The organism is Streptosporangium sp. NPDC006007 (assembly GCF_040614315.1).
In the GTDB taxonomy this organism is placed as follows: domain Bacteria; phylum Actinomycetota; class Actinomycetes; order Streptosporangiales; family Streptosporangiaceae; genus Streptosporangium.
In genome coordinates, this window is the sequence record NZ_JBEXUG010000006.1 from 35,512 (window position 1) to 58,330 (window position 22,819).

Annotated in this window: 22 protein-coding genes and 1 pseudogene; 10 read left to right on the plus strand and 13 right to left on the minus strand. The window is 72.0% G+C overall.

What is annotated here, in order from left to right; genetic code table 11:
- Positions 1-103 precede the first annotated feature (103 nt).
- Positions 104-1,063: a radical SAM protein gene (locus tag ABZ194_RS06995; protein ID WP_355593225.1), complete on the minus strand. Its 960-nt coding sequence runs from the start codon at positions 1,061-1,063 to the stop codon at positions 104-106.
- A gap of 150 nt (positions 1,064-1,213) precedes the next feature.
- On the opposite strand from ABZ194_RS06995, the gene ABZ194_RS07000 reads away from it, so the two are divergent.
- The gene (locus tag ABZ194_RS07000) at positions 1,214-2,206 is read left to right on the plus strand and encodes a GNAT family N-acetyltransferase (RefSeq protein ID WP_355593227.1); all 993 of its coding nucleotides are present in this window, start codon (positions 1,214-1,216) and stop codon (positions 2,204-2,206) included.
- A 79-nt stretch (positions 2,207-2,285) separates the two neighbouring features.
- On the opposite strand, the gene ABZ194_RS07005 is transcribed toward ABZ194_RS07000, so the two are convergent.
- From ABZ194_RS07005 to ABZ194_RS07015, 3 genes and pseudogenes are all read right to left on the minus strand, one after another.
- Positions 2,286-3,038, minus strand: coding sequence for an ABC transporter permease (locus ABZ194_RS07005; RefSeq protein WP_355593229.1), 753 nt, complete (start codon positions 3,036-3,038; stop codon positions 2,286-2,288).
- 54 nt (positions 3,039-3,092) lie between these two features.
- The gene (locus tag ABZ194_RS07010) at positions 3,093-3,380 is read right to left on the minus strand and encodes an ABC transporter permease (protein ID WP_355593231.1); all 288 of its coding nucleotides are present in this window, start codon (positions 3,378-3,380) and stop codon (positions 3,093-3,095) included.
- Positions 3,381-3,441: 61 nt separating this feature from the next.
- Positions 3,442-3,771, minus strand: a pseudogene (locus ABZ194_RS07015) (ATP-binding cassette domain-containing protein); the annotation flags it as partial.
- A 168-nt stretch (positions 3,772-3,939) separates the two neighbouring features.
- On the opposite strand from ABZ194_RS07015, the gene ABZ194_RS07020 reads away from it, so the two are divergent.
- Complete coding sequence (locus ABZ194_RS07020; RefSeq protein WP_355593233.1) at positions 3,940-4,206, plus strand: hypothetical protein; 267 nt, start codon at positions 3,940-3,942, stop codon at positions 4,204-4,206.
- A 20-nt stretch (positions 4,207-4,226) separates the two neighbouring features.
- Here ABZ194_RS07020 and ABZ194_RS07025 read toward each other — a convergent pair whose 3' ends face one another.
- The 3 genes from ABZ194_RS07025 to ABZ194_RS07035 all read right to left on the minus strand — a co-directional run bounded on the left by ABZ194_RS07025 (position 4,227) and on the right by ABZ194_RS07035 (position 8,650).
- A complete protein-coding gene (locus tag ABZ194_RS07025) occupies positions 4,227-5,234 on the minus strand; it encodes a tyrosine-type recombinase/integrase (protein ID WP_355593235.1) in 1,008 nt (335 codons plus the stop codon).
- Between the two features lie 164 nt (positions 5,235-5,398).
- Positions 5,399-6,871: an FAD-dependent oxidoreductase gene (locus ABZ194_RS07030; protein ID WP_355593237.1), complete on the minus strand. Its 1,473-nt coding sequence runs from the start codon at positions 6,869-6,871 to the stop codon at positions 5,399-5,401.
- 150 nt (positions 6,872-7,021) lie between these two features.
- Positions 7,022-8,650, minus strand: a complete 1,629-nt coding sequence (locus ABZ194_RS07035; protein ID WP_355593239.1) for a class I adenylate-forming enzyme family protein — start codon at positions 8,648-8,650, stop codon at positions 7,022-7,024.
- Positions 8,651-8,919: 269 nt separating this feature from the next.
- On the opposite strand from ABZ194_RS07035, the gene ABZ194_RS07040 reads away from it, so the two are divergent.
- From ABZ194_RS07040 to ABZ194_RS07055, 4 genes are read left to right on the plus strand one after another with little or no spacing between them, the layout of a single operon-like run.
- Positions 8,920-9,990 carry an NAD(P)/FAD-dependent oxidoreductase gene (locus ABZ194_RS07040; RefSeq protein ID WP_355593241.1) on the plus strand — a complete coding sequence of 357 codons (1,071 nt, stop codon included), beginning with the start codon at positions 8,920-8,922 and terminating at the stop codon, positions 9,988-9,990.
- Complete coding sequence (locus tag ABZ194_RS07045; protein WP_355593243.1) at positions 9,987-11,876, plus strand: CoA transferase; 1,890 nt, start codon at positions 9,987-9,989, stop codon at positions 11,874-11,876. Before ABZ194_RS07040 ends, ABZ194_RS07045 begins: the two co-directional genes overlap by 4 nt.
- A gap of 57 nt (positions 11,877-11,933) precedes the next feature.
- On the plus strand, positions 11,934-12,851 hold the full coding sequence (locus tag ABZ194_RS07050) for a DUF3419 family protein (protein ID WP_355593245.1): 918 nt from the start codon (positions 11,934-11,936) through the stop codon (positions 12,849-12,851).
- Positions 12,848-14,311, plus strand: coding sequence for an MFS transporter (locus tag ABZ194_RS07055; protein WP_355593247.1), 1,464 nt, complete (start codon positions 12,848-12,850; stop codon positions 14,309-14,311). The genes ABZ194_RS07050 and ABZ194_RS07055 overlap by 4 nt, the downstream gene beginning before the upstream one ends.
- Positions 14,312-14,420: 109 nt before the next feature.
- Here ABZ194_RS07055 and ABZ194_RS07060 read toward each other — a convergent pair whose 3' ends face one another.
- Both ABZ194_RS07060 and ABZ194_RS07065 read right to left on the minus strand, forming a co-directional pair.
- Complete coding sequence (locus ABZ194_RS07060; RefSeq protein WP_355593249.1) at positions 14,421-14,765, minus strand: hypothetical protein; 345 nt, start codon at positions 14,763-14,765, stop codon at positions 14,421-14,423.
- Between the two features lie 677 nt (positions 14,766-15,442).
- Positions 15,443-15,934, minus strand: coding sequence for a GNAT family N-acetyltransferase (locus tag ABZ194_RS07065; RefSeq protein ID WP_355593251.1), 492 nt, complete (start codon positions 15,932-15,934; stop codon positions 15,443-15,445).
- 286 nt (positions 15,935-16,220) lie between these two features.
- Here ABZ194_RS07065 and ABZ194_RS07070 point away from each other — a divergent pair, with 286 nt between their 5' ends.
- Together ABZ194_RS07070 and ABZ194_RS07075 are read left to right on the plus strand one after the other, a co-directional pair.
- On the plus strand, positions 16,221-16,682 hold the full coding sequence (locus ABZ194_RS07070) for a hypothetical protein (RefSeq protein WP_355593253.1): 462 nt from the start codon (positions 16,221-16,223) through the stop codon (positions 16,680-16,682).
- Positions 16,683-16,878: 196 nt separating this feature from the next.
- Positions 16,879-17,898, plus strand: a complete 1,020-nt coding sequence (locus ABZ194_RS07075; protein ID WP_355593255.1) for a tyrosine-type recombinase/integrase — start codon at positions 16,879-16,881, stop codon at positions 17,896-17,898.
- A gap of 79 nt (positions 17,899-17,977) precedes the next feature.
- On the opposite strand, the gene ABZ194_RS07080 is transcribed toward ABZ194_RS07075, so the two are convergent.
- Positions 17,978-18,232, minus strand: coding sequence for a helix-turn-helix transcriptional regulator (locus tag ABZ194_RS07080; protein ID WP_355593257.1), 255 nt, complete (start codon positions 18,230-18,232; stop codon positions 17,978-17,980).
- A 66-nt stretch (positions 18,233-18,298) separates the two neighbouring features.
- On the opposite strand from ABZ194_RS07080, the gene map reads away from it, so the two are divergent.
- Entirely contained in the window at positions 18,299-19,066 is a 768-nt protein-coding gene (gene map, locus ABZ194_RS07085; RefSeq protein WP_355593259.1) for a type I methionyl aminopeptidase, read from the plus strand.
- Positions 19,067-19,115: 49 nt separating this feature from the next.
- On the opposite strand, the gene ABZ194_RS07090 is transcribed toward map, so the two are convergent.
- The gene (locus tag ABZ194_RS07090) at positions 19,116-19,982 is read right to left on the minus strand and encodes a MerR family transcriptional regulator (protein WP_355593261.1); all 867 of its coding nucleotides are present in this window, start codon (positions 19,980-19,982) and stop codon (positions 19,116-19,118) included.
- Between the two features lie 254 nt (positions 19,983-20,236).
- Here ABZ194_RS07090 and ABZ194_RS07095 point away from each other — a divergent pair, with 254 nt between their 5' ends.
- Positions 20,237-20,542 carry a DUF3817 domain-containing protein gene (locus ABZ194_RS07095; RefSeq protein ID WP_355593263.1) on the plus strand — a complete coding sequence of 102 codons (306 nt, stop codon included), beginning with the start codon at positions 20,237-20,239 and terminating at the stop codon, positions 20,540-20,542.
- Here the strand turns inward: ABZ194_RS07095 and ABZ194_RS07100 are convergent.
- On the minus strand, positions 20,539-21,516 hold the full coding sequence (locus ABZ194_RS07100) for a DUF4037 domain-containing protein (protein WP_355593265.1): 978 nt from the start codon (positions 21,514-21,516) through the stop codon (positions 20,539-20,541). The two genes, ABZ194_RS07095 and ABZ194_RS07100, sit on opposite strands and share 4 nt — an antisense overlap.
- Positions 21,517-21,724: 208 nt before the next feature.
- A complete protein-coding gene (locus ABZ194_RS07105; RefSeq protein ID WP_355593267.1) occupies positions 21,725-22,819 on the minus strand; it encodes a winged helix DNA-binding domain-containing protein in 1,095 nt (364 codons plus the stop codon).

Here is a 22,819-nt window from a genome sequence, read left to right on the forward strand (position 1 = left end):
CGCACCGCTCAGGTCCCACGTCCGGCCCTGCGGTGAGGTGAACCTCGACATGGGAGCCCGCCTCAACCTCGCCGCGACCTCCGTACCGGCTCGAAGGCCCGTCTCACAGCAGGGTGAGCTGGGGGTGGCCGGGCGGCACCGGCCTCCGCGCGGGCCGCTCCATACGCAGGCCGTAGCGGGTGGCCAGCTGCGCGACCTGCCCGGTGACACGCCGCACATAGCCGGGGTCGGCGTCGGCGCCGGCGCCGTACAGCTCGCCGTACCGGGCGGTCAGCGCGGGATGATGCTCACCGAGCCAGGCGAGGTACCACTCCCGGGCGCCCGGCGGCAGGCGCAGCACCCGCACGGTGAGGCCGTCGGCGCCGGCGGCCGCGACACGGCGCACGGTGGCGGCGAGCTGGTCGGGGGAGTCGGTGAGCAGCGGCAGGACGGGCGCCATCGCCACCCCGCAGGCCACCCCGCGCGCGTTGAGCTCGGCCACCAGCTCCAGGCGCTTCTGCGCCCCGGGCGCGCCCGGCTCCACGATCCGGCGGATCCGGTCGTCGACGAACGCGATCGAGACCACCACCCCCACACCGGGAGCCGAGGCCAGCAGCCCGGCGTCACGCAGGATCAGCGTGCTCTTCGTGTGCACGGTGAAGGCCGCCCCGGCCCCGCGCAGGGCGGCCACCACGCCGGGCATCAGCCGGTAGACGTCCTCGGCGCCCTGGTAGCAGTCGCCGGCCACGCCGACGTCGACGGGACCACCGTCCCATCTGACCGCCAGCTCGGCGCGCAGCCGCCGCGCGATGCCGGTGCGCACCACGATCCGGGAGTCGAAGTCCGGGCCGGGGTCCAGCCCCAGACGGCGGTGGCCCCGCCTTACCGCGCAGTAGCGGCAGGCGTGCGCGCACCCCCGGTAGGGACTGACCGACCAGCCGCCGGGGGCGCGCTCCAGCGCGGTGCGGGCCTGCACCTCGTAGCAGGTCAGCGCGCCGTGGACCCGGGTCACCGCGGTGCGTTCGATCCGCGGCCGCGGATCGGCCGCGGGCTCGGCGAGCAGGGCGGGCGCCTCCCATCGCATGCCGATCAGTGGAACACGTTTTCGACACCGCCCGCAAGGGGATCCACGCCGGACACCCGGCGCGGCGCGCGGACGCAGCCGGCCGGGGACGGCGCCCGGCGCATGCGGCAGGCGCCGCCGACACACCGCCGGCTGATCTACCCTGGCCGGATGCTGAAACCTTCCCACCCGATCCGCACCGACCGCCTGATCCTGCGCCCCTTCACCCGCGGCGACCTGGAGGCGCTGCACGCCATCCACTCACTACCCGAGGTGACCCGCTACCTGTACTGGCCCGCCCGCGACAGGGAAGAGGCCGCCGAGGCGCTGGAAACCAAGATCGGCCAGACGGCGCTGACGGCCGAGGGCCAGGTACTCGCCCTGGCGGTGGAACTGGCCGCCACCGGAGAGCTGATCGGCGACGGCGTGCTGATCTGGCACAGCCGCCTGCACCGCGGCGGGGAGATCGGCTATGTCCTCCACCCCCGCCACCACGGCAGGGGATACGCCACGGAGGCGGCCGAGGCGCTGCTCGCCCTGGGCTTCGACGGCCTGGACCTGCACCGGATCGTCGGCCGCCTCGACGGCCGCAACACCGCCTCCGCCCGGGTGCTGGAACGACTGGGCATGCGCCGCGAGGCCCACCTGGTGTCCAACGAGATGGTCAAGGGGGAGTGGACCGACGAACTGGTCTACGCGATCCTGCGACACGAGTGGCACGCCCGTCCTCACCCGCCGCGCGCCTCCTGCCCGGACACCACCCCCCAGGTCACCGGCGGCTCCCTCCCCGCCCCTCCCGGCGGCTCCGGCCACTTCGCGCCGGCCCCCATCCCGGCGACCATCCTGCACCTGGCGCTGGCCTCCGACTGGGACGCCGGCCAGGCCGCGGGGGAGTACCGCGTCTCCACCCTCGGCCGCACCCTCGAACAGGAGGGGTTCATCCACGCCTGCTCGGATCCGGCCCAGCTACGGCAGGTCGCCCGGCGTTTCTTCCGCGACGTCACCGCCCCGCTGGTCCTGCTCACCGTCGACCCCACCGGTCTCGACGTCCGCCTGGAGATCCCCGCCGACTCCACCGAACCCTTCCCCCACATCCACGGCCCCCTCCCGATCACCTCGGTCGTCTCCGCCTCCCCCTTCACCATCCCCGCCGACGACCGCTGAACGCCGCCCGGTCCGCCCGGCGTCCGCCCGGTGCCGGCCCGGGCGAACCGAGCCGGCACCGCGGGCAAGACCCCTGGACCTACTCGCACAGCGTCCGCTCAATACGCCGCGCCGCGAAACCCAGCCCCGCGGCCGTCATCACCAGCAGATACCCGCCGTGCCCCAGCAACCCCCACCCCGGCTCGCCGATCGCCAGGGCACGCACCAACTCCACCGCGTGATACAGCGGGGTCAGCTCCACCACGACCTCCATCACCGGCGGATACTCGTGCACCGGGGAGAACGTCCCGGAAAACAGAAACAACGCGAACTGCCCCGTCGTCAGCATGTCGAAGTCCTGCCGGCCCCGCATCAGCGTGCTGATCGCCATCCCGGCCCCGCCGAAGGCCAGCCCCACCAGCAACGCCGCCGGAAACGCCGCCAGCGCCCACCACACCCGCGTCAGCCCCAGCACGACCATCACCACCAGGAACGCCCCCGTGTAGACCGAACTGCGCACCATCGCCCACGCCAGCTCTCCCAGCGCGATCTCGAACGGCTTCACCGGCGTCGCCAGAACCGCGTCGAACGTCTTGGCGTAGCGCATCTTGAAGAAGAAGTTGAACGTCGTCTCCGACAGCGCCCCCGACATCGCCGAGACCGCCAGCATCGCCGGCGCCACGAACACGGCGTACTCCACCACCCGCCCGCCCGGCAACCTCAGATCACCGACGAGCGCCCCCACCCCGACCCCGATCGACAGCAGATACAGCATCGGCTCAAAAAACCCCGAAACCAGCACCAGCCAGTACGACGGCCCCGACCTCAGCGCCCCCACATTACGGTTGATCACCGCACCCACCCGGGCCGGGGACACCCGCGCGGCCGACATCGCAAAAAACATGCCTCAGTCCTGAAGTCGCTTACGGAAGGCGGCGACCGCCCAGGTCACCCCGGCCCCGGCGCACACCAGCAGACACCCCGCATGCGCCCACCCCGGCCCCGGCGCGGCCACCCCCAGCGTCGCCGCCCGGCTCAGCTCCACCCCGTGCCACAGCGGCGACACATACGCCAGCGGACGCACCTGCGGCGGCAGCTGATCCACCGGAAAGAACACCCCGGCGAACAACGTCGAAGGAATCATCACAAACCGAAACAACAGCGCGAAGTGGCCTTCGTGCTCGACACTTTCCACCCGGAACAGGACATACAGCAGCCACCCCCACACCATGTTCGGCCCGCAGCCGCGCCCGCGCCCTGGACAGCCCGAAGTAGCGCGCGTAGGTCACCAGGTTCTCCCGCACGTTCAGATCCGGATCGAGAGTGTCCAGCTGCGGGCACACCCCCAGCCTCGCCCGGATCCTCGGCCCGTCACGCACCGGATCCATCCCCAGGACGCGCAACTCGCCCGAGGTCGGCATCGACACACAACTGATCATGCGCATCGTCGAGGACTTGCCGGCGCCGTTCGGCCCCAGAAAGCCGAAGGCCTCACCGCGCGCCACCCGCGGATCGATCCCGTCGACCGCGGTGAAGTCACCGAACCGCTTGACCAGGCCACGCGCCCGGATAAGATCTTCAGACACGCCCTGGACCGTAACAGAGCCCGGCGACAGTTTCGATCAGATTCCCGGCCCGCCGCACCCGGCCGGCCCGCCCCGGCGACGCCCCCCGCTGGAAAAAGCCGGGGAGGGCGGCGAAACCCGCTCCGGCGGCCACCCCCACCGGCCGGTTCGCGGCGGTACGCTCACCCCATGTCGAACGTGATCGTCGTCCTCCTGCTGACCGCCCTCCTCGCGGTGGCGATCATCGGCCTCATCGTGCTCGCCGTACGGCTGACCCGGCGCCCCCGCAACACCCTCATCGGCGGCGGCCTCGGCCCCGAGCTCATCGAGCAGATCCTCCAGCTCAAAACCACCGGCCAGTTCGACCAGGCCGTCTTCCTGGTACGCGGTGAGACCGGCGTGAGCCACCGCGCCGCCGCCCGCGTCGTCAGGAGACTCCGCCCCGGCCCCCGCTGACCCGCCCGCCCGGACGCGCCTCAAGCCCGCCCGCGCTCCACCAGCCGGTCCAGCACGCCGTAGGCCGGATTTCCCTGCGCGGCCCGGCGCACCTCACGGGCCGTCGAGGCGACGTAGGCCTGACCGGTCACGATCGAGGAGTGACCCAGCAACTCCATCAGCTCATGGGCCGAGGCCCCCCGCTCGGCCAGCCTGGTGGCGAACTCGTGACGCAGCGCGTGCACCAGGGTGCCCCGCTGCACCCGGTCGTGCACCCCCGCGTACCGGTAACACTGCCGCACCAGATACTGCAGGCCGCCCCGCTGCAACGGCTCGTTGCGGACGTCGACCAGCAACGCCGCCGACCGGGGGAGCGAGGTGAGCCCGAACCGGACGAGCCGGCTGTGCAGATACCGCTCGATGAGCCGCTCGATCGGCGGCTCGATCGGCAGCGACCTGGTCCTGCCGCCCTTGCCGACCACCTGAACACGCCGATCCCCGCCGGAGCCGCCGATCGAGCCCAGGGTGACGCCCAGCAGCTCCGCCGACCGCATCCCGGTGACCAGCGCCAGCGCCAGCACCACCAGGTCACGCTCCACCCACGGATCACGCGCCCTGCGGGCCCCGGCGGCGATCCGCTCCAGCAGCGTCGCCGACGCCGACCCGTCGCCCAGCAGCGGCTTGGGCGCCTTGGCCGGCTGCTTGGGCCGGGGAACCGCCGCCATGGGGTTGCCCTCCAGCAGGCCCTCGGCCACGCAGAAGGTGAGGAACTGGTTCCACGCGCTCCAAGCCCGGTTGACGCTGGCCGCCGACCGGGAGTCGGAGAAGCCGGCGAACGCGGCCCGGACGACACGCCCGCCAAGCCCGCGCACCTCAAGGTCGGCCACGGCCACCCCCTCCAGCCCCGCCACCAGCTCCGCGACGATCCGCAGGTCGCTGTCGTATCCGGCGACCGTGTGCGGGGAGAGCTTCTTGGCCCGCAGAGAGGACAGGAACTCACCGGCCGCCTCCGGCAGCCGCATGGGCGCCAGCGGATCACGGGCATCCATCGTGACCCCCGCCTCCGGGGGAGGGCGTCGCCCCTGTCAGCTGCTGCATAAGTGCGATCATGCAGCAAACACGGGCGGACAGGTCGGCAACACGCCATACCGTCGTAACCGCCGCACGACCCACCACCTGCCGTCCACCCATCACACCCACCCCCGGCGCCCCGTCACCGCCCGGCGTGATAAGCCGCCGCCGCCTTCAGATACCCGGCCACGGACTCGACGTCGTCCTGCGAGGCGGCGTTGAGCGACAGATGCATGACCATCTCCGGCGGCAACGCCACCGGGGCCTCCATCCGGCCGTACAACCCCTCCGCGGCCTGCCGGTACACCGGTTCGAGCGCCTGAGGGTCGATCCAGGACGGCAACTCCAGCCCGCCCTCGAAAGCCCCGCAGACACCGTGATAGGCGAACTCCGCGACCGACTCCTCAACCGACATGGTCTCGATCGGGGCACGCTCGGGACGGAACAGCTCCAGACCCTCCACGACCGCCGACGCCGACAACACCTGCCCGGCCACCCGCCCGGCGAGCACCGGCGAACAGTGAAACCCGTCCCGGTAGGTTCCGGCCGCCAGGGACAGCCCGCCCAGCGAGGTGCCGCCGAACAGCGGGAAACCATCCAGCGCGACCGGCCGGTTGCCCACCATCCACCGGCCGGCCAGGGAGTGAAACAGGCGATGGTCAAGCTGCTCACGGGCGCACTGCAGCAGAAACTGCGTCATCCCCAGATCCGGCTCGTGAACCGGCGACCGGCTCACGATGTTGGTCGCCCCGATGTACTCCAGCCCGTCCCCGAGCGGCACCACGTGCAGCCCGCACGACCCCGACCGGTTGGGCGTGCGCACCACATGCTCAAAACCCGGCGGGCGCACCCGCCGGGTCTCCACGGAGATCCCCACCCCCGACAGCAGCGGAGGCACCGCGCCGGGCGGCAGCACGCCGAGAAAACGCCCGCTGAACGCCCCCGCCGCGACCACCACGGCACCCGCCGACACCACACCGCCGCCCGCCAGCCGCACACCGGTCACCCGGTCCTCCGTCACCCGCAGCGACTCCGCCTCCGCCGGGACGTCCAGCACGCCGTACCGCCCGGCCGCCCGGCCGAGCGCGGCCAGCACCCGCCGCGCGTCGATCGCCCCCTCCCGCCGCAGGAACATCGCACGGAGCGGCCGGCCGCCGGGAACCGGATCAAGACCGGCGATGTCACGGGGCTCCACCTCCTCGTACGGCTCACCCGCCCCGGCCAGCGCCGCCCTGGTCGCGTGGAAGTTGTCCTCGTCCAGCCTCCCCGACCTCGTGTTCAGCACCACGAAGGTGCCCGGCCGGAAATACCCCGGCAACCCCGGCTCCGCCGCCTCCTCGGCCAGGTCCTCCAGCCAGCCCGGCCACGCGTCGAGCGCCTCCCGGCACAACCGCAGCCTCGCCAGGCCCGCCTCGTGCGCCGAGGTCCTCGCGGTGACCTCACCGAAACAGTTGAGCATGGCGCCCGCCGCCACCGAGGCCGCCCCCGCGCGATCCGGCGGCCCGACGACCGCGACCCGGACCCCAGAGCCACGCCGGGCCAGCTCCAGCGCGATCGACAACCCGACGACACCGTTGCCGACGATCGCGACATCAACCCTGACACCGTCCGTCATGGACACTCCCTCTGATGCGGATGGGAACGGAACCGCCCCACGCGGAAAACTCAACGGCGAAAACCCGGCAACGACGCCGGGGGACCACCCCCGCCGACCGGCGGACCGGCGCCGTGAACGCCCCCCCCCCGGAGAAAACACACGGCAGGATCAGAGAAGATCACGCAGCAGGCGTTTCAGAGTCTTTCCCGACGCCGACACCGGAATCTCGTCCACGAAACGCACCTCGCGAACCCTCTTGTACGGCACCACCCGCCCGTTGACGTGAGCCAGCAGATCCTCCGCCCCGACCGGCGCCGCCGCGGCCACGAACGCCACCGGCACCTCACCCGCCTCCGCGTCGGGACGGCCGACCACGGCGGCGTTCCGCACCGCCGGATGGGCCAGCAAAATCTCCTCCAACTCCCGGGGATAGACGTTGTAACCCTTGTAGATGAGCAGGTCCTTCACCCGGCCGACCACAGACAGGTAACCGTCCCCGTCCACCACCCCCACGTCGCCGGTCCGCAGCCACCCGTCGGCGCTGAGCACCGCCGCGGTCTCCTCAGGACGGTTCCGGTAGCCGGCCATCACCTGCGGGCCCCGCACACAGATCTCCCCCTCCCGCCCGGCACCCACCCCGGGGGTGCCACCGGTCACCACCGCGCCACCCGCGCCGACGACCTTCACCTCGGTGTCGAAGAGCGGCAGGCCGACACTGCCCGCCTTACGCGGCCCCGAACCGTTCACCGGATTCGCACTCACCCCCATCGTCACCTCCGCCATGCCGTACCCCTCCACGATCGCCGCCCCGGGAAACCGCTCCCGCAGCCCGGCGAAGGTCTCCCCGGGCAGCGGCGCCGCCCCGCAGGTCACCGTGCGCACCGACGGCAGAGCACCCGCCCGGCACGACGGATCGGCCAGCAGCGCGCGCAACATCGCGGGCGCACCCCCCACCTGGGTCACCCCGAACCGCCGCGCGTCCGCGACGAACGCGGCGACGTCGAACCTCGAATGGACTACCACGGTCGAGCCGGCCGCGACCTGCAACCCCAGATAGGCGATCAGGCCCAGCGCGTGAAACCACGGGGCGACGGTCACGATGCTCGTCTCACCCGGCCGCTGGGCGTACTCCGCCGCCGGACCGGCCGCCTCCAGCACCACCCCCTGATGACCGCCCGCCCCCGCGCCGGCCCCCGGCACCGTCCCGGTGAACCAGCAGGCGTTCTGCAGCGTGTTGGCCACCACGTTACGGTGCGTCAGCATGGCGCCCTTGGGGTGCCCGGTGGTCCCGCCGGTGTAGACGATGTGCGCCAGATCGGCCCGGGGGACCAGCCCCGCCGACGGCGGATCGCACCCCCGCCCCGCGCCCACGGCCGCCAGACCCACCGCCCGGCCACCCGGCACGACGGCACCCGCCCCGTCCCCGGCCACGACGACGTGCCGCGTCCCCGCCTCCTCCACGGCCTCCAGCACCGCCGGGCCCAGATCCGCCGTCACCAGCGCCACAGCCCCGCACTCACCGAGCTGAACGGCGAGGTCACCACCGGGCAGCAGCGGATTCACCGGGCAGAAGACCGCCCCGGCCAGCAGCACCCCGTAATACACGACCGGGAACTCCAGCACATTCGGCAACCGGCACACCACCACGTCACCCCGGCCGACCCCCAGCGCGCGCAGACCATTACCGAAACGGCACGCCTGCCTCCACAACTCCCCATACCGCATTTCCCGCCCCGCCTGCCGGAACGCGACACGCCCCGGCCAGCGCCCCGCCGAACCCGCCAGAATCGCCGTCACCGGAACATCGGGATAATCCAGCGAAAACGGCAGACCAGGCGGCCAGTACCGACCATCCAGCGGCGTATCCATACCCCCATGGAATCCCCGGAAATAAGACCCGCGCCACAGAATGTCGAGAACACGACAGAGGCTCGACAATTCCCCTCAACCAACCTCTGATGGTTCACCACGGACAAATTCCCGCCAGCACCCCACCCGGCACCCCCGCCCGGAAGGAGGAGCGGCACCCCGGCCCTCCCACAGAGCCGGCCCGCGCCGCCGACGAGATGAGCACCGACACACACGTCGCCGTGATCGGAGCCGGCCAGGCCGGACTCGCCATGGGACACCACCTGACCCGGCTGGGCTGCGACTTCCTCCTCCTGGACGCCGCAACGGAACTGGGCGCCTCATGGCGCGGCCGCTGGGACTCACTACGGCTCTTCACCCCCGCACGCCACAACGGCCTGCCCGGCCTGCCCTTCCCCGGCCCCCCCGGCCACCACCCCGGCAAAAACGCCGTCGCCGACTACCTCACCCACTACGCCGCCACGTTCGACCTACCCATACGACTCGGCACCCGCGTCACCGGCCTGCACACCGACAACGGAACCCTCACCCTCACCACCACCGGCCACCCCCTGCGCGCCCACCACGTGGTCATGGCCACCGGCCCCTTCCAGACCCCCCACATCCCGGCCACGGCCACCGGCCTGTCCCCCCAGGTGACCACGGTGCACAGCGCCCACTACCGCAACCCCGCCTCCCTGCCCGACGGCCCCGTACTCGTCGTCGGATCCGGCAACTCCGGCGCGCAGATCGCCGCCGAACTCACCCTGCACGGCCGCCACGTCCTCCTGTCCGGCAGAACCCTGCCCCACCTGCCCCAGCGCATCCTGGGCGGCGACCTCTTCCACCTGTTCGACCGCCTCGGACTCCTCACCCTCGACACCGACTCGGCCCTGGGCCGGCGGATACGCAACCGCGAAGCCGTGATCGGCACCGACCTGCGCACCCCGGCCCGCCGCGGCCTCCTCACCCGGCTCGGCCCGATCACCGCCACCGACGGCCACCGGGTGACCTTCACCGGCGGCACCCACCTCGACGTCAACACCGTGATCTGGGCCACCGGCTACCGCCACCACCTGCCCTGGCTGGACCCCGGCCTCCTGCACACAGACGGCAGACCACGCCACACCCGAGGCAGAACCCCACTACCCGGCCTCTACGTGCTCGGCCTGCCCTGGCAGACCCACCGCGCCTCCGCCCTCCTCACCGGCGTCGGCCGCGACGCCGCCCTGCTGGCCGCCCACATCACCACCCGCCCCACACCCCGCACCCCCCGGAAAACCCGATGAAAACACCCCCCACCGGCAGCCCGCACAACGCCGCCACCATACTCACCGGCCACCGGATCAGCGGCGGAACCGGCACCCCCGCAGAACGGCTGTGCCACCGCCACCTCACCGACCTGGGAGCCCAACCCCACCCGGGCGACCACCGGGACCTGACCCTGACCACCGGCGACACCGACCCGCTCACCATCGGCGTGGACTGGGCCGGACCACTCCGGCCCGGCCCCGTGGACGAGGTCACCACCCAGGCACGCTGCGGCCTGATGGCCGTACACGGCCGCCGCGAAGGCACCGGACCACGACGCATCGGCGTCGACTACGCCACCACCGCCGCCGGAGTACTCGCCACCACCGCGGCCCTCGCCGCCCTCCTCGCCCGGACCCGCGGCCGGCGGACGACCCACGTCGCCACCTCGGTCACCGAGGCCGCCCTCCTGTGCGTCTCCCACTACCTGGCCACCGCCACCGCCCAAGACGACGACCCACACCCCCTGCCCGCCCTGATCACCCGGGGAACACCCCCACCCTTCCAATCCGCCGACGGCATCCGATTCGAGATCGAATGCCTCACCCCCGACTCCTGGCACCGGCTCTGGACCCTCCTGGGCGCCCCCGCCCGCGCCGCCGCCCGCAGCTGGCTCACCTTCGACATCCGCTTCCCCCGCGCCGAAGCCCTGCTCCCCGACGAACTGCACACCACCACCCGGACACACCCCTTCACCGAGATAACCTCCGCGGCCCTGCAGGCGGGAGCCGCCGTGAGCCGGCTACGCGACCACCAGGACCGGATCACCGAACTCGGACTGCGCCGGACCGGCGCACGCGTCGGCCCACCCTGGTCGATCACCCCCCTCACCGGCCACCGGCCACCCCCCACCACCACGGACCGGCACCCGCCCCCCGCCGGCGAACACCCCCTGGCCGGGCTCCACGTCGTCGAACTGGGCCGCCGGATCCAAGGACCGGTAACCGGCATGGTGCTGCACCGCCTGGGCGCCACGGTGACCCGGATCGAACCCCCCGGCGGCGACCCCCACCGCGGCTTCCCCCCCATGGCCGGCGACTGCTCCGCCCCCTTCCTCGCACTCAACCGCGGCAAACACGTCGCACACGCCGACCTGCGCACCCCACACGGCCGCGACACCGTCATGGACCTCATCCGCACCACCGACGTGTTCCTCCACAACCTCGCCCCCGGCAAACCCGCCGAACTCGGACTGGGGGAGAGCACCCTGACCACCCTCAACCCCCGCCTGGTATACGCCCAGGCCTCCGCCTGGAACGGCACACCAGGACCCGCCCCCCTCCACGGAACCGACTTCATCGTGCAGGCCTACGCGGGCCTGGGGGAGACCCTCCGCCCACCCGGCGAACCACCGGCCCCGTCACTGATGACACTGCTGGACTTCCTCGGCGGCCTCCTCACCGCCGAAGGCGTACTGGCCGCACTCCTCGCCCGCGAACACGACGGCCACGGCCGCCGCGTCGAATCCGGCCTGCTGCCCGCCGCCGACGTCCTGCAGGCCCCGATCCTCGAAGCACTGGCCACCGGCCGGGAACACGGCCGCCGCGCCGGCCGCCCGGCATGGACCGCACTCGACCGGCCACTGCGCACCGCCGACGGCTGGCTGGCCATACCCTCCGCCACCACGGCCACCCACCTGCACCGGGCAACCGGAACCACCGGCACCGACGACCTGACCGCACTGCTGACCACCGACTCCGCGACCACATGGGCGCAACGACTGCGAGCGGCCGACATAGCCGCCACCCCCGTCTGCACCGACCTCGCCGACCTGGGCCGCGACCCGGAAATGGCCCCGCTGCTGCACCACGACCGAGCCGCCTTCGTCCGCTCCCCATGGAGATTCCACCGGCCCACCCCCTGACCCCCGGCCCGCCGTCCCCTCCGAGCCCCCGGCCAGACCACGACCAGAGGAACAGAGATGACCGCAGCCCCCCACAACCACACACCGGCCACACCACCACCCCGCAACCGCACCACACCCCGCCCAACCCGACGCCACCGGCTGATCTACGGAACGGTCAACGAAGACCACGCGGTCGAAACAGCCGTACTCCCCGCCACCGGACGACTCCTCGTCATCGCCTCCGGCGGCGACATCGCCCTGCACCTCGCCGCACAGGGAGCGGACGTCACCGCGGTCGACTCCAACCCCGCCCAACTCACCCACGTCCGCGACCGCATCACCGGCGCACCCCCCAAAGACGGATCGGTCGAACACATGCAGCGCCTCACCCGCGCCGCCCTCACCCTCGCGGGCTGGCGGCACACCGCCCTCACCCGCTTCTGCTCACTCGACGACCCCACCGAACAAATACGACAGTGGCACGACCGGTTCAACACCCGCCGGCTACGCGCCATCCTCGCCCTGCTCACCTCCCCGGCCTCAATACGCGCCACCGGATTCTCCGCCTTCACCTCCCGCACCACGCCCCGCTTCGACATCCTGCTCCGCACCCGCCTCGAACGAGGACTCGCCCGCCACCCCAACCGCGACAACCCCTTCCTGCACCGCCTCCTGCTCGGCACCCCCACCCCCACCCCACCCATCGACCCGGCCCGCATCACCCTGATCCACACCGACGTCGCCCACCACCTGGAATCGGTGCCACCGGCCTCCTACGACGGCTTCAGCCTGTCCAACGTGCTCGACGGCACCGGCCCCGAATACGCCCACCGGCTCCGCGCCGCCCTACACCGGGCGGCCGCCCCCGGCGCCATCGCGGTCAGCCGCAGCTTCACCGCCACCGACGACCCCACCGCCACCGAATGGGCGATCCGGGACCGCTCGATGCTCTGGGGCGCCGTACGGATCGAACACCCGGGCCAGACCCCGTGACACCCCAACCGGCACCCGGTCCCGGCCCGGAGACGACCGGCCGCCCCTGGCCGACCCTCACCCTCGTCTGCACCGCGCTGTTCATGACCACCCTGGACAACCTCGTCGTGACCACCGCCCTGCCACGCATCAGAACAGGCCTGAACACCTCACTGCCACACCTCGAATGGGTGCTCAACGCCTACACCATGTCATTCGCCGTACTCCTCCTCCTCGGCTCCGCACTCGGCGACCGCTACGGCAGACGCCGCGTCTTCACCCTCGGCCTCACCACCTTCACCCTCGCCTCGGCGGCCGCCGCACTCGCCCCCGACACCACCCTCCTCATCGCCGCCCGAGCCCTCCAGGGAACCGGAGCCGCCGTACTGCTCCCGCTCAGCCTCACCCTGACAGGAGAGGCCTTCCCCGGCCGCGACCGCGGACTGGCCCTCGGCATCTGGGCCGCGGCCAACGGCCTCGGCGTCGCCCTCGGCCCGGTCGTCGGCGGCCTGGTGGTCAACGCCCTGTCCTGGCGGCACGTGTTCTGGCTGAACGTGCCGATCGGCGCGATCGCCGTCCTCGCGGCCCACCACATCCTGCCCCCCGGCGCAGGCCCCGCACGCCGCCTCGACCCGGCCGGAGCGGCACTCGTCACCACCGGACTGACGACCCTGCTCCTGGCGCTCTTCCTCGCCCCCTCCACAGGATGGCTGTCAGCCGGCGTCATCACCCTGCTGACCGCCGCGGCCGCACTGCTGACCGGCTTCGTCCACTGGGAACACCGGGCCCGCGAACCGATGCTGCCGATGCGCTTCTTCACCGTCCCCGCCTTCCGCACGATCAACATCACCAACGTCGCCATGTACTTCGGCACCTTCGGCGGCATCTTCCTGATCGCCCCGTTCCTGCAGACCGTCCAAGGCCACTCACCACTGGAGGCGGGCCTGCGAATGCTGCCCTGGACACTCATGCCCCTCCTGGTCTCCCCGCTCGCCGGAATAGCGGGGGACCGGATCGGCCCCCGCACCCTGGTGGCCACCGGACTCGGCCTGCAGGCCACCGCCTTCGGCTGGCTCGCCGCCGTCCTCACCCCCGGCCTGCCGTTCACCACACTGCTCGGCCCGGCCGTACTCGGCGGCGCCGGCATGGCACTCGTCTTCCCCGCCTCGGCCGGCGTGGTACTCGGCGCGGTACACCCCCACGAGGCCGGACAGGCGTCCGGAGCGCTCAACGCACTCCGCGAAGCCGGCGGCGCACTCGGCGTCGCCGTCCTGGCGACCGTGTTCGTCTCCGCCGGCGGCACCATCGCCCCGCAGGACTACACGCGCGGCATGGTGCCCGCCCTGACCGTGGCCGCCGTACTGCTCGGCGCGGCCGTCCTCGCCGCCCTGCGGCTTCCCGGCCCGGTCCGGCGGACCGCATCCGAGCCGGCACACACCGCACCGGCCACCGCGGACCCGCCCACCGCACACGGACGGTGACCCAATCCGGCGGGGGAGGGCGCCGGCACCCCCGCCGGACGGACGGCCGGCGTTACACCCGGCCCCGCCGGCGGACCGCCTCACCGGGGCCGGGCGCCGCCCCGGACGGCTACGCCACCGTCGAAGGGTCTGCCACCCAGGTGTTACAGAAACGCGGAGAGACGTGGGTGAAGCCGTTGACCAGCCAGAAGGCGATAGAGGCGCCCTCACTCATGGGCGATCGACATGGGGCCGGAGAGCCTGGAGGGCTCTTGACGAGCGGGGCGGTGAGCAGGAGGACGACGATCCCGTCCCGGGGACGGTAGTCCGACATCAGTCCGACATCAGGCTCCTCAGCCCAGTGCTTACTGCGGTGGCCGCGCCGCTTGGTGTAGATCCGGATCCGGGGCCAGCTAAACGGCCTGCCCGCCTTCTTGAACCGCGCGGCCCAGGCCGTGTCGAGACACGTCGCCATCGACTCCGATTCCGGGGAGTGGCCTCAAAGCGATGCATAAGTAAAATTATGCATCAAACACGCCGGAAGGGCAGGGAAAACGCGTCGCACCGCGAACCCTCCGCAGCCGTCACGCGCACCGGCCGAGCAGCCGCACACCGGCCCCGAGATCTCACCGACACCGCGCCGAGCCGAGGACGCGCACCGGCGGACACCCACTGCGGGCCCCGGCGTCCGCGGCGCCTCCGATGATCGAACACCGGCGTAGATCGAACATCCGGGTAAAGCGATCTTGAATCGAACACCCGCGCGGCAGAGGCTCCATACTCCGCGGCCCGCACCCGCGGCCCCCGCGCACCCCGGGCGCCATCCGGCGGGCCCCGGCCGACCACGGGAATCTCCTCCGTACCGGCCGGAGAACCGTCCGGTCACCCTCCGGCCCGATGGTCATGTTTTCCCCATCAAACCCCTAACCAGACAGAAGGTGAATTCTGTCTGGTTAAAGACTTTTCATAACAGAAACCCCTAAATCCCCGGATGGCCTGATGGCTCACACCCCGAGTCAAACGCCCCGCCCGGTGTATCCCCGCCCGGCGAAAACCACTTCGCGGGCACAGGCCGGATCCGGCGTCTCACTTAACCCGTCCGTGGTCATGGCCGTCTCAAGCGGCCTGCCCGACCGTGAGCGTTTGCCGCGTCTAATCCCGCGAGTGCGGATCCTCCCCTCCGGCGCGGCGTTCCGCGACGGTGATCACCAGGAGCGGGAGCATCCGCCCGGGAATGCTGTCCGAGGGGGTCGAGGCGATGCGGGTGGCGCCCATGGCCAGGTAGAAGGGCTCGGCGTTCGGGTCGGCGTCGATGGTGAGGCGGGCGAAGCCGAGGCCTCTGGCGGTGGAGGTGACGTGCTCGAACAGGCGGCGGCCGATGCCTTCCCCGATGGCCCGCGGGTCGACGAAGAGCATGCCCAGGGCGCCTTCCGGTGGTTCTCCCTCCAGTGTGGCGAAGCCCAGGATGTGGCCGTCGTGCTCGGCCACCGCGGTTCGCAGGTTCTCGACCTCCGAGGCGGGGACGACGAGTTCGTGCCGGCAGGTCGCCATGAACGTCTCGTCGTAGCCCCAGTACGCCTTGGAGCGGATCGCCAGCTCGCTCAGGATCTCGGCTTCGTCTGCCCGTGCCGCTCTGATCAGCATGATCACGTTTCCTCGCCTGCGGTGCCGCCGCCGTCGATCGATCTTCGCATGCCTTGGCCTGGGCCTCTCCGCCGTGACCGCGGATGTGGCGTGATTCACCGGCGTCCTGGTTTCGGGCGGGATTTCGGCTCGGGAGGACGTTGTCACGGGATCGGTGACGGTGCCGGGATCGGGGTCGGGGGCGTGTGACGGTCCACGCGGTACTGGCGCGCCGGGTGGTGCTGAAGTCGCGGAATTGTCGGTGGCGGGCCCTACGATGAGCCGACTCACGGAGGGACGCTTGCCGATGGCGGATTCGCTGATAGTGCCGTTGCTGGTCACCACCGATCTGCCACCGGACGGTGATCTGGTGGAGTTCGGGCGGGTGGTGGCCGACGCGGTGCGGGCGCTGGGCCGGGGTGACGTGTCTTATGCGGGGTTTCTGTACGGTGGGGTGTTCTGGTTGGATTCGCCGCGGCCACCGCCGGATGAGGGCGATCCGACGGCGGCCGATGAGCTGAGGTTCGCCGCGTTGATCGGTTATCTGTCGGTTTCGGGTGCGCACGGGGTGGTCAAGGACGTGGTGTGCGACGCGGGTGGGGCGATCAGTGGGGCGGTGGCCGTGCGGTACGGCGATCTGGGCAGTCCTCCGGCGGTGATGGCCATCCGGACCGAGGACGTGCGGGAGCGGACTCCCCCGTCGGTGGTTTTGGTCAGGACGGCCGACGCCGTTCCCGAGCTGGTCGCGGTCACCCGCTCCTACATGTAGGTCTCCCGGGGGGTGGGAGGGGCCGGTTGAGTCCGGGGTCCGGTGCGGCGCCCGGGTGGGTGTCTGCGGGGTGGGTCCGGGTGCGGGGCGTCCGGGGCTGGGGCGGGGATGTTGTCGGTGCCTGCCGGTACGGTCGGGCTGATCGAGGAAGGGTGTCTGTGCGGTCATGCGGCCAGCTGATCTGAATCGTCTCACCGTGTCGGAGTCGGGTGATCGCTATGTGGAGCTGATCCGGGCCAAGACGCTGACGGGTGCGTTGTCGTCGTCGACGGCGGAGGTCTACGCGCGTGACGTGGCCACGTTCGTGCGGCTGGCGGGTGAGGAGACGGTTCTGGACGATCTGACCGGCGAGGATGTGGACGCGATTTTGCTGGCGTTCGCGCGTAAGCCTGACGGGCGCAGGTCCGAGCCCGGCGGCGGGATGCAGTCGGCCTCGTCGCAGGCGCGGTTTCGGCGGTCGATCTCGGCGTTGTTCAAGCATGCGGCGCTGACGGGGTGGGTGCAGATCAACCCGATGGCGCTGGCGACGGTGACGGCCAGGGAGCGCGGGGGGTTGCGCCCGCAGCGGCGGGCGCTGACACGTGAGCAGGCTCAGGGGCTGATCGGTGCGGCGCGTGAGCTGGGTGGCGGGCGCGATGAGGGCGGCGCGGTGCCGGCGGCGGTTCCGCGGCGGGCGCGGCGGCGTGATCAGCGTACCGAGTTGCGTGACGCGCTGATTGTTCTGCTGCTGTCGACGATGGGGCCGCGGGTGTCGGAGCTGGTGCGGGCCGACGTGGAGGATTTCTACACCAACGACGGGGTGCGGTACTGGCGGATCTTCGGCAAGGGCGGCAAGACCCGTGATGTGCCGTTGCCCGGTGATGTCGCCCGTGTGCTGGAGGCGTATCTGGCCCGGGGCCGGGAGGGGGCGGCGGACAAGGCGCTGCTGCTGTCGTGGCGGGGCAGGCGTCTGGCGCGGGGGGATGTTCAGGCGGTGATCGATCGGGTGCAGCGGTGGGTGGATCCCGATCGGCGGCGTTCGGTCACCCCGCACGGCCTGCGGCATACCACCGCCACTCATCTGCTGGCCGACGCGGTGGACATGGACGCGGTGCGGCGGGTGCTGGGGCACAGTGACCTGGCGACGCTGGGGCGTTACCGTGACGAGTTGCCCGGTGAGCTGGAGGTGGCGATGCGGTCCCATCCGCTGCTGCGCGGGGATGCCGGCGGCGGGTGAGGGGTGGCGGGGTTGACGCCGGGTGGCCGGGGGCTGCGGGGCCGTCCGGTGTTGGCGGGGAGGGCGTGTCTCGATGATATCAGGCGGCGCGTTCGGCGGCGCAGACCTCGACCAGGACGTCCAGGGAGATGCCCAGGGTCTGGGCCAGGGCGGCGACGGTGAAGAAGGCCGGGGTGGGGACCCGGCCGGTTTCGATCTTGCGGAGGGTCTCGGCGGACAGTCCCGCGGCGGCGGCCACCTCGGTCATGCTGCGGGTGCCGCGCGCCTGGCGCAGGATCGCGCCCAGGCGGTGGCCGCGTTCGTGGTCGAGTTCGGTCAGTGGAGGTCTCACCATGGGCGGGAGCTTAGCAAACGTGATAACAATACCGGTATAAGTATTTGGTATTCGGGAGTGTGGCACATGGTGGAGATCAAGACCGCGGCGGAGCGAGAGGCGATGCGCGAGGCCGGACGGGTGGTGGCCGCCGCGCTGGCGGCGGTCCGCGCGCACGCGGCGGCGGGCGTCAGCCTGCTGGAGCTGAACGAGACAGCCGCGGCGGTGATCTCCGCCGCGGGCGCACGGTCCGCGTTCCTGCACTACCGTCCGGCCTTCGCGCCGACCCCGTTCCCCGCGGTGATCTGCACGTCGGTGAACGAGGTGATCGTGCACGGCATCCCCGACGGCTACCGGCTGCGCTCCGGCGACCTGCTGAGCGTCGACTGCGGCGCCTACCTGGACGGCTGGGCCGGCGACGCGGCCATCAGCCTCGTCGTCGGCCGGGCCCGCCCGCAGGACCTGGAGCTGATCGCCACGGCCGAGGCCGCACTCGGCGCGGCCGTCGCCGCGTGCGTGCCGGGCGACCGGCTGGGCGACGTCGGCCACGCGGTGGCACTGGCCGGCCGCCGGGCGGGCTACGGCGTCCTCGCCGACTTCGGCGGCCACGGCATCGGCCGCGCCATGCACGAGGACCCGCACGTGCCCAACCACGGCCGGCCCGGGCGGGGCATGGTGCTGCGGCCCGGCCTGGTGCTGGCGATCGAGCCGATGTTCGTCGCCGGAGGCGCGGGCGCTTACCTGACCGCACCCGACGGCTGGGCACTGTCCAGCGCCGACGGCAGCCGCGCGGCCCACGTCGAGCACACGGTGGCCGTGACCGAGGACGGCCCGCGCGTGCTCACCCTGCCGTGACGGCCCCCGCCGGGCTGAACGCGCGGGGAGACCCCGGGGAACGGCGGCGCTACCGGTCGAGAGGGTTCTCCAGTCTGATCATCAGCCGGGTGACCAGCCGCTCGGGCGGGGTGGACGCCGGGTCGGACAGGTAGACCTCGCGGAACGGGTCGCGGGGGGCGTGGCCGCGTTCGGCGCACCACGACAGCAGCGCGTGGGCGGTGAGGTTGATCTGGTTGTAGGGGCCCACGTGGGTGGCACAGGCGAAGACGCCTCCGGGGAGCACGCCCGGCCGGCTGCCCGGAGGCACCGGATCGTCTAGGTCGTCGAGTTCGATGGCGACGGCCACGGGGATCCGCTCCCCCAGCTCCACCGGGAACAGGCCGGTCAGCCGCACCTCTCCGGCTACGCCATCCGCGTCGTCCGGGGTGCCCGGGGGGCGCCGCCCGCCGGGGGCCCCGGTCGGCGAGGCCGTCAGCCGGGCCACGCATCCGGCGACGGCCCGCGGGATGTCCCGCTCGGTGACCGCCACGTCGCGCGCCAGCGCGACGTGGCGGGCCCGTTCCCCGGTCAGGTTTACCTCCACCTCGGGCAGCCCTCGCGACAGCAGCCGCTCCAGCGTGGCGAGGGTACGGTGGCGCCGGGCGAGCTCGGCCTCCAGGTCGTCGCGCACCCGTCCCAGCGCCTGGGCGGGAGCCGTACCCGACAGCACCTCGCCGATCGCGCTCAGCGGCACGTCCAGTGAGCGCAGCAGTCCGATGGACAGCGCCTCTCTGGCCTGATCGGCCCGGTAGTAGCGGTAACCGCTGTCGGGGTCGACCCACGCGGGCACCAGCAGGCCGAGCTCGGCGTAGTGGCGCAGCTGCTTGACGCTGAGCCGGCACAGCCGCGCGAACCGGCCGATGGGCAGTAGGTCGTCGTTCACATGGTCCAGCATGGCCCCTCCCCCGCGCCGTCCTCTCCCCTGGCTGTTGTTCTCCCCCGTTCTCCGGTGGGGGGCCGGCCGGAGGACGGGCCCGTCACCGGGCCGAGGCTCCGTCCGCCGTCGCGTCGTCGCCGCCTCTCCCCCGCATCGCATTTTGTCGGATTTTCGACTACTTCGTCCGTTGGTGGGGTCCTGAAAACAGGACCACCCCCCACGGGCCCTAGGCTGGGGAGCCGTCTCCCCGTCTGCAAGAAGAGGTGCCCACCGTGCCCAGCGCACTACGTCTGTTCCGCTACGTGGCGATCGCCGAGGCGTGTTCGTGGGCAGGACTGCTCGTCGGCATGTACTTCAAGTACCTCGCCGACACCGGCGACCTCGGAGTGAAGATCTTCGGCCCCGTTCACGGCGCGCTGTTCGTCCTCTACGTGGCCGGAGTGCTCGCCGCGGCGCGCACCGCCCGCTGGAGCCTGCCGACCATCGCACTGGGCCTGGCCTGCGCGGTGCCGCCGTTCACCTCACTGTGGTTCGAACGCCGGATGCTGGGCCGCCTCCGCCGGCCGATGACCGCTTAAAAGGCGAAAGCCCGAAGCCCGAGCACGGCCCGCACCGCCGCCCGGCAACGCCCCGGATGGACGAGCAGGTCGGTGGAGTCGCCGAACTGGTCGACCGAACCGGCCGGCGGCAACTCGCGGATCCGCGGATCGACGATGGCGGCGCCGAGCGCGTCGGCGAAACGCTGAGCCCCGATCACCTGGAACGGCCGGTCGTAAAACCTCCGCGTCGCGGTCTCCATCGGCGCGGTCAGGCCCAGCCGGTTGTGCAGCCCCGCCACCCGCTCGTAGACGCGGCCCAGATGGTGCTCACGAGCACGCCAGTCACCGGCCGCGACCGCGCACGACAGCGCCTCACCCAGCTCGGCCGTACCCGGCAGCCGGGCGAAGGCGCTGCCCACCCACTTGGCGTACGGCGGGTAACGGCGGCGCATCAGCAGCACCAGCCGCATCAGATCCCCGGCCAGGTCCGCGGTGACCAGGGCCGAGCCCAGGTCGTCGCCCACCTCCCCGCACCGGCCCGCGAAAGCCTCCCGCTGGGCCACCCGCCTCCACTGACAGGCCAGTACATACCGCTCCAGATCCACCGGATACCAGCGCAGCGCCCCCCGCACCCGCGCCATCACCCCCAGGCCGTCGTGGAAGACCTCCCCGCAGGTCACCTCGGCCAGCCGCTGCCAGGGCGCGGCCAGCCAGTCCAGGGCGGTGATCGGCCCCAGCGGATCGAACCCCAGCCGCTCCTCGAACCAGGCCGCGGCGCCGGTGACCTCCGTGCCGCCCGCGACGCCGCAGAGCACCCGGTAGCCGCCGAACGTCTCCGGCAGGCCGCCGGCCACGGCCGTCCGGACCCTCCCGGCCGCCTCCGGCGCGACGAACAGCACCACCCTCGGCCCCCAGTCGTGGTCGGTGGAGCGTTCGGTGTCGAAGGCCGGCACCTCCGAGCCGGGGCCGACCAGCGCGGCACTGTGCGGAACATCGGCGACGATCGGTTGCATAACCCGCAGATAGAAGTCACGCGAAAGCTGTAGACCAGGCACGAAACCGGACATCATTATGCCCACTTTGCCGGGCATATCCGATATGCGCACCAGGTTTTCCCGCCGCACCCCTCCCCCACACCCCGCAACCGCTAAACACCTACATCACCTGAGGAAACCCCTCAGACGACGGCTGGTGGCAGCCGCCCTACCGACAAGCCCGCGCTCAGACCAGCCGGACACCGTGAACCCCCGCCGACGCGGCGACGAACCCCAGCAGGCGCATCCCCTCCGCCTCCAGCGCCTCCCACTCCCGCGCCCCCACCGGCTCGAACAACTCCACCTCCAGCACCGCCTCACCCCGCCCGGAGACCACCCGCCACAACCCCCGCACGAACCCGTCCACCAGCACCGTCGCCCTGATGATCCCGTTGACCGTGAAAACCCTCCCGCGATACTCGTCCGCCATGATCCGACCCCGGGTCCGCTCGCCGAACGACAGCAGCATGTTGTCGAACTCCGACAGGTAACGCACCGGAGCCGGAACCTCCGGATCGGGACGCGAGGCATCGGGCAGATCCACCAACCGCGCACCGCCCTCGGTCACGAAGGACCGCAACCCCATCCCCCGCACAACCTCCCCCAGCCGGGTCAGCCCCGACCACCGCTGAACATCCATCACCGTCGCCGGACCGTACGCGGCCAGATAACGGCGGATCATCTCCGGCAGGCGGGCCCGCCCGTCCAGAGGACGCCCCAGCCACGCCTCCGCACTGGTGTGCGCCGGCTGCCCGCCCACCCCCCAGACACCCCGCGGCGGCACCTGCACCAGAGCCACCGTGTTACGAACACCGTTGACCAGATCCGCCGCGCCACGCTCGGGCCACCGCTCCAGCAGAGCCCGCCCGAGTTCACCGAAGGTGAGCGGCCGCTCCTCCACCAGAGCCCGCCCCGCCGCGGCCAGCTCTTCCAGATCCACCCCGGCCAGCCCCCTGCCGTGGGCACCCCGCAGGCCGCGCTCCAGCATCGGCCGCAGCAACGGGCGCAGAGTCAGGCAGTCCTCCGCGGCGACCAGGTGAATGGTCGAACGCATCAACACCAGCCGCACCACCCGACGCTCACGGAGCAGCCCGGCCAGCTCCTCGTGCCCGAAATCGGCCAGCCGGGTCCACAACCCGACGTAGGGCGGGTTCGGCGCCTGGGCCTGTATGCCGTACAGATGCCGGATCGCCTCCAACGCCGGCAGCCCGGCCCGTGTCAGCAGCAGCTGCCGATCCAGGGTCGCCCGGTTGAGCGCGCGCCTGCTGAGCACCTCGGGCAT

What these genes read in the sequence shown, in the direction of transcription:
- ABZ194_RS06995 (WP_355593225.1), bottom strand. Translation starts at nt 1,063, where the DNA reads ATGCGATGGGAGGCGCCCGCCCTGCTCGCCGAGCCCGCGGCCGATCCG.
- ABZ194_RS07000 (WP_355593227.1), top strand. Translation starts at nt 1,214, where the DNA reads ATGCTGAAACCTTCCCACCCGATCCGCACCGACCGCCTGATCCTGCGC.
- ABZ194_RS07020 (WP_355593233.1), top strand. Translation starts at nt 3,940, where the DNA reads ATGTCGAACGTGATCGTCGTCCTCCTGCTGACCGCCCTCCTCGCGGTG.
- ABZ194_RS07025 (WP_355593235.1), bottom strand. Translation starts at nt 5,234, where the DNA reads ATGGATGCCCGTGATCCGCTGGCGCCCATGCGGCTGCCGGAGGCGGCC.
- ABZ194_RS07030 (WP_355593237.1), bottom strand. Translation starts at nt 6,871, where the DNA reads ATGACGGACGGTGTCAGGGTTGATGTCGCGATCGTCGGCAACGGTGTC.
- ABZ194_RS07040 (WP_355593241.1), top strand. Translation starts at nt 8,920, where the DNA reads ATGAGCACCGACACACACGTCGCCGTGATCGGAGCCGGCCAGGCCGGA.
- ABZ194_RS07045 (WP_355593243.1), top strand. Translation starts at nt 9,987, where the DNA reads ATGAAAACACCCCCCACCGGCAGCCCGCACAACGCCGCCACCATACTC.
- ABZ194_RS07050 (WP_355593245.1), top strand. Translation starts at nt 11,934, where the DNA reads ATGACCGCAGCCCCCCACAACCACACACCGGCCACACCACCACCCCGC.
- ABZ194_RS07060 (WP_355593249.1), bottom strand. Translation starts at nt 14,765, where the DNA reads ATGGCGACGTGTCTCGACACGGCCTGGGCCGCGCGGTTCAAGAAGGCG.
- ABZ194_RS07065 (WP_355593251.1), bottom strand. Translation starts at nt 15,934, where the DNA reads ATGCTGATCAGAGCGGCACGGGCAGACGAAGCCGAGATCCTGAGCGAG.
- ABZ194_RS07070 (WP_355593253.1), top strand. Translation starts at nt 16,221, where the DNA reads ATGGCGGATTCGCTGATAGTGCCGTTGCTGGTCACCACCGATCTGCCA.
- ABZ194_RS07080 (WP_355593257.1), bottom strand. Translation starts at nt 18,232, where the DNA reads ATGGTGAGACCTCCACTGACCGAACTCGACCACGAACGCGGCCACCGC.
- map (WP_355593259.1), top strand. Translation starts at nt 18,299, where the DNA reads ATGGTGGAGATCAAGACCGCGGCGGAGCGAGAGGCGATGCGCGAGGCC.
- ABZ194_RS07090 (WP_355593261.1), bottom strand. Translation starts at nt 19,982, where the DNA reads ATGCTGGACCATGTGAACGACGACCTACTGCCCATCGGCCGGTTCGCG.
- ABZ194_RS07100 (WP_355593265.1), bottom strand. Translation starts at nt 21,516, where the DNA reads ATGCAACCGATCGTCGCCGATGTTCCGCACAGTGCCGCGCTGGTCGGC.
- ABZ194_RS07105 (WP_355593267.1), bottom strand. Translation starts at nt 22,819, where the DNA reads ATGCCCGAGGTGCTCAGCAGGCGCGCGCTCAACCGGGCGACCCTGGAT.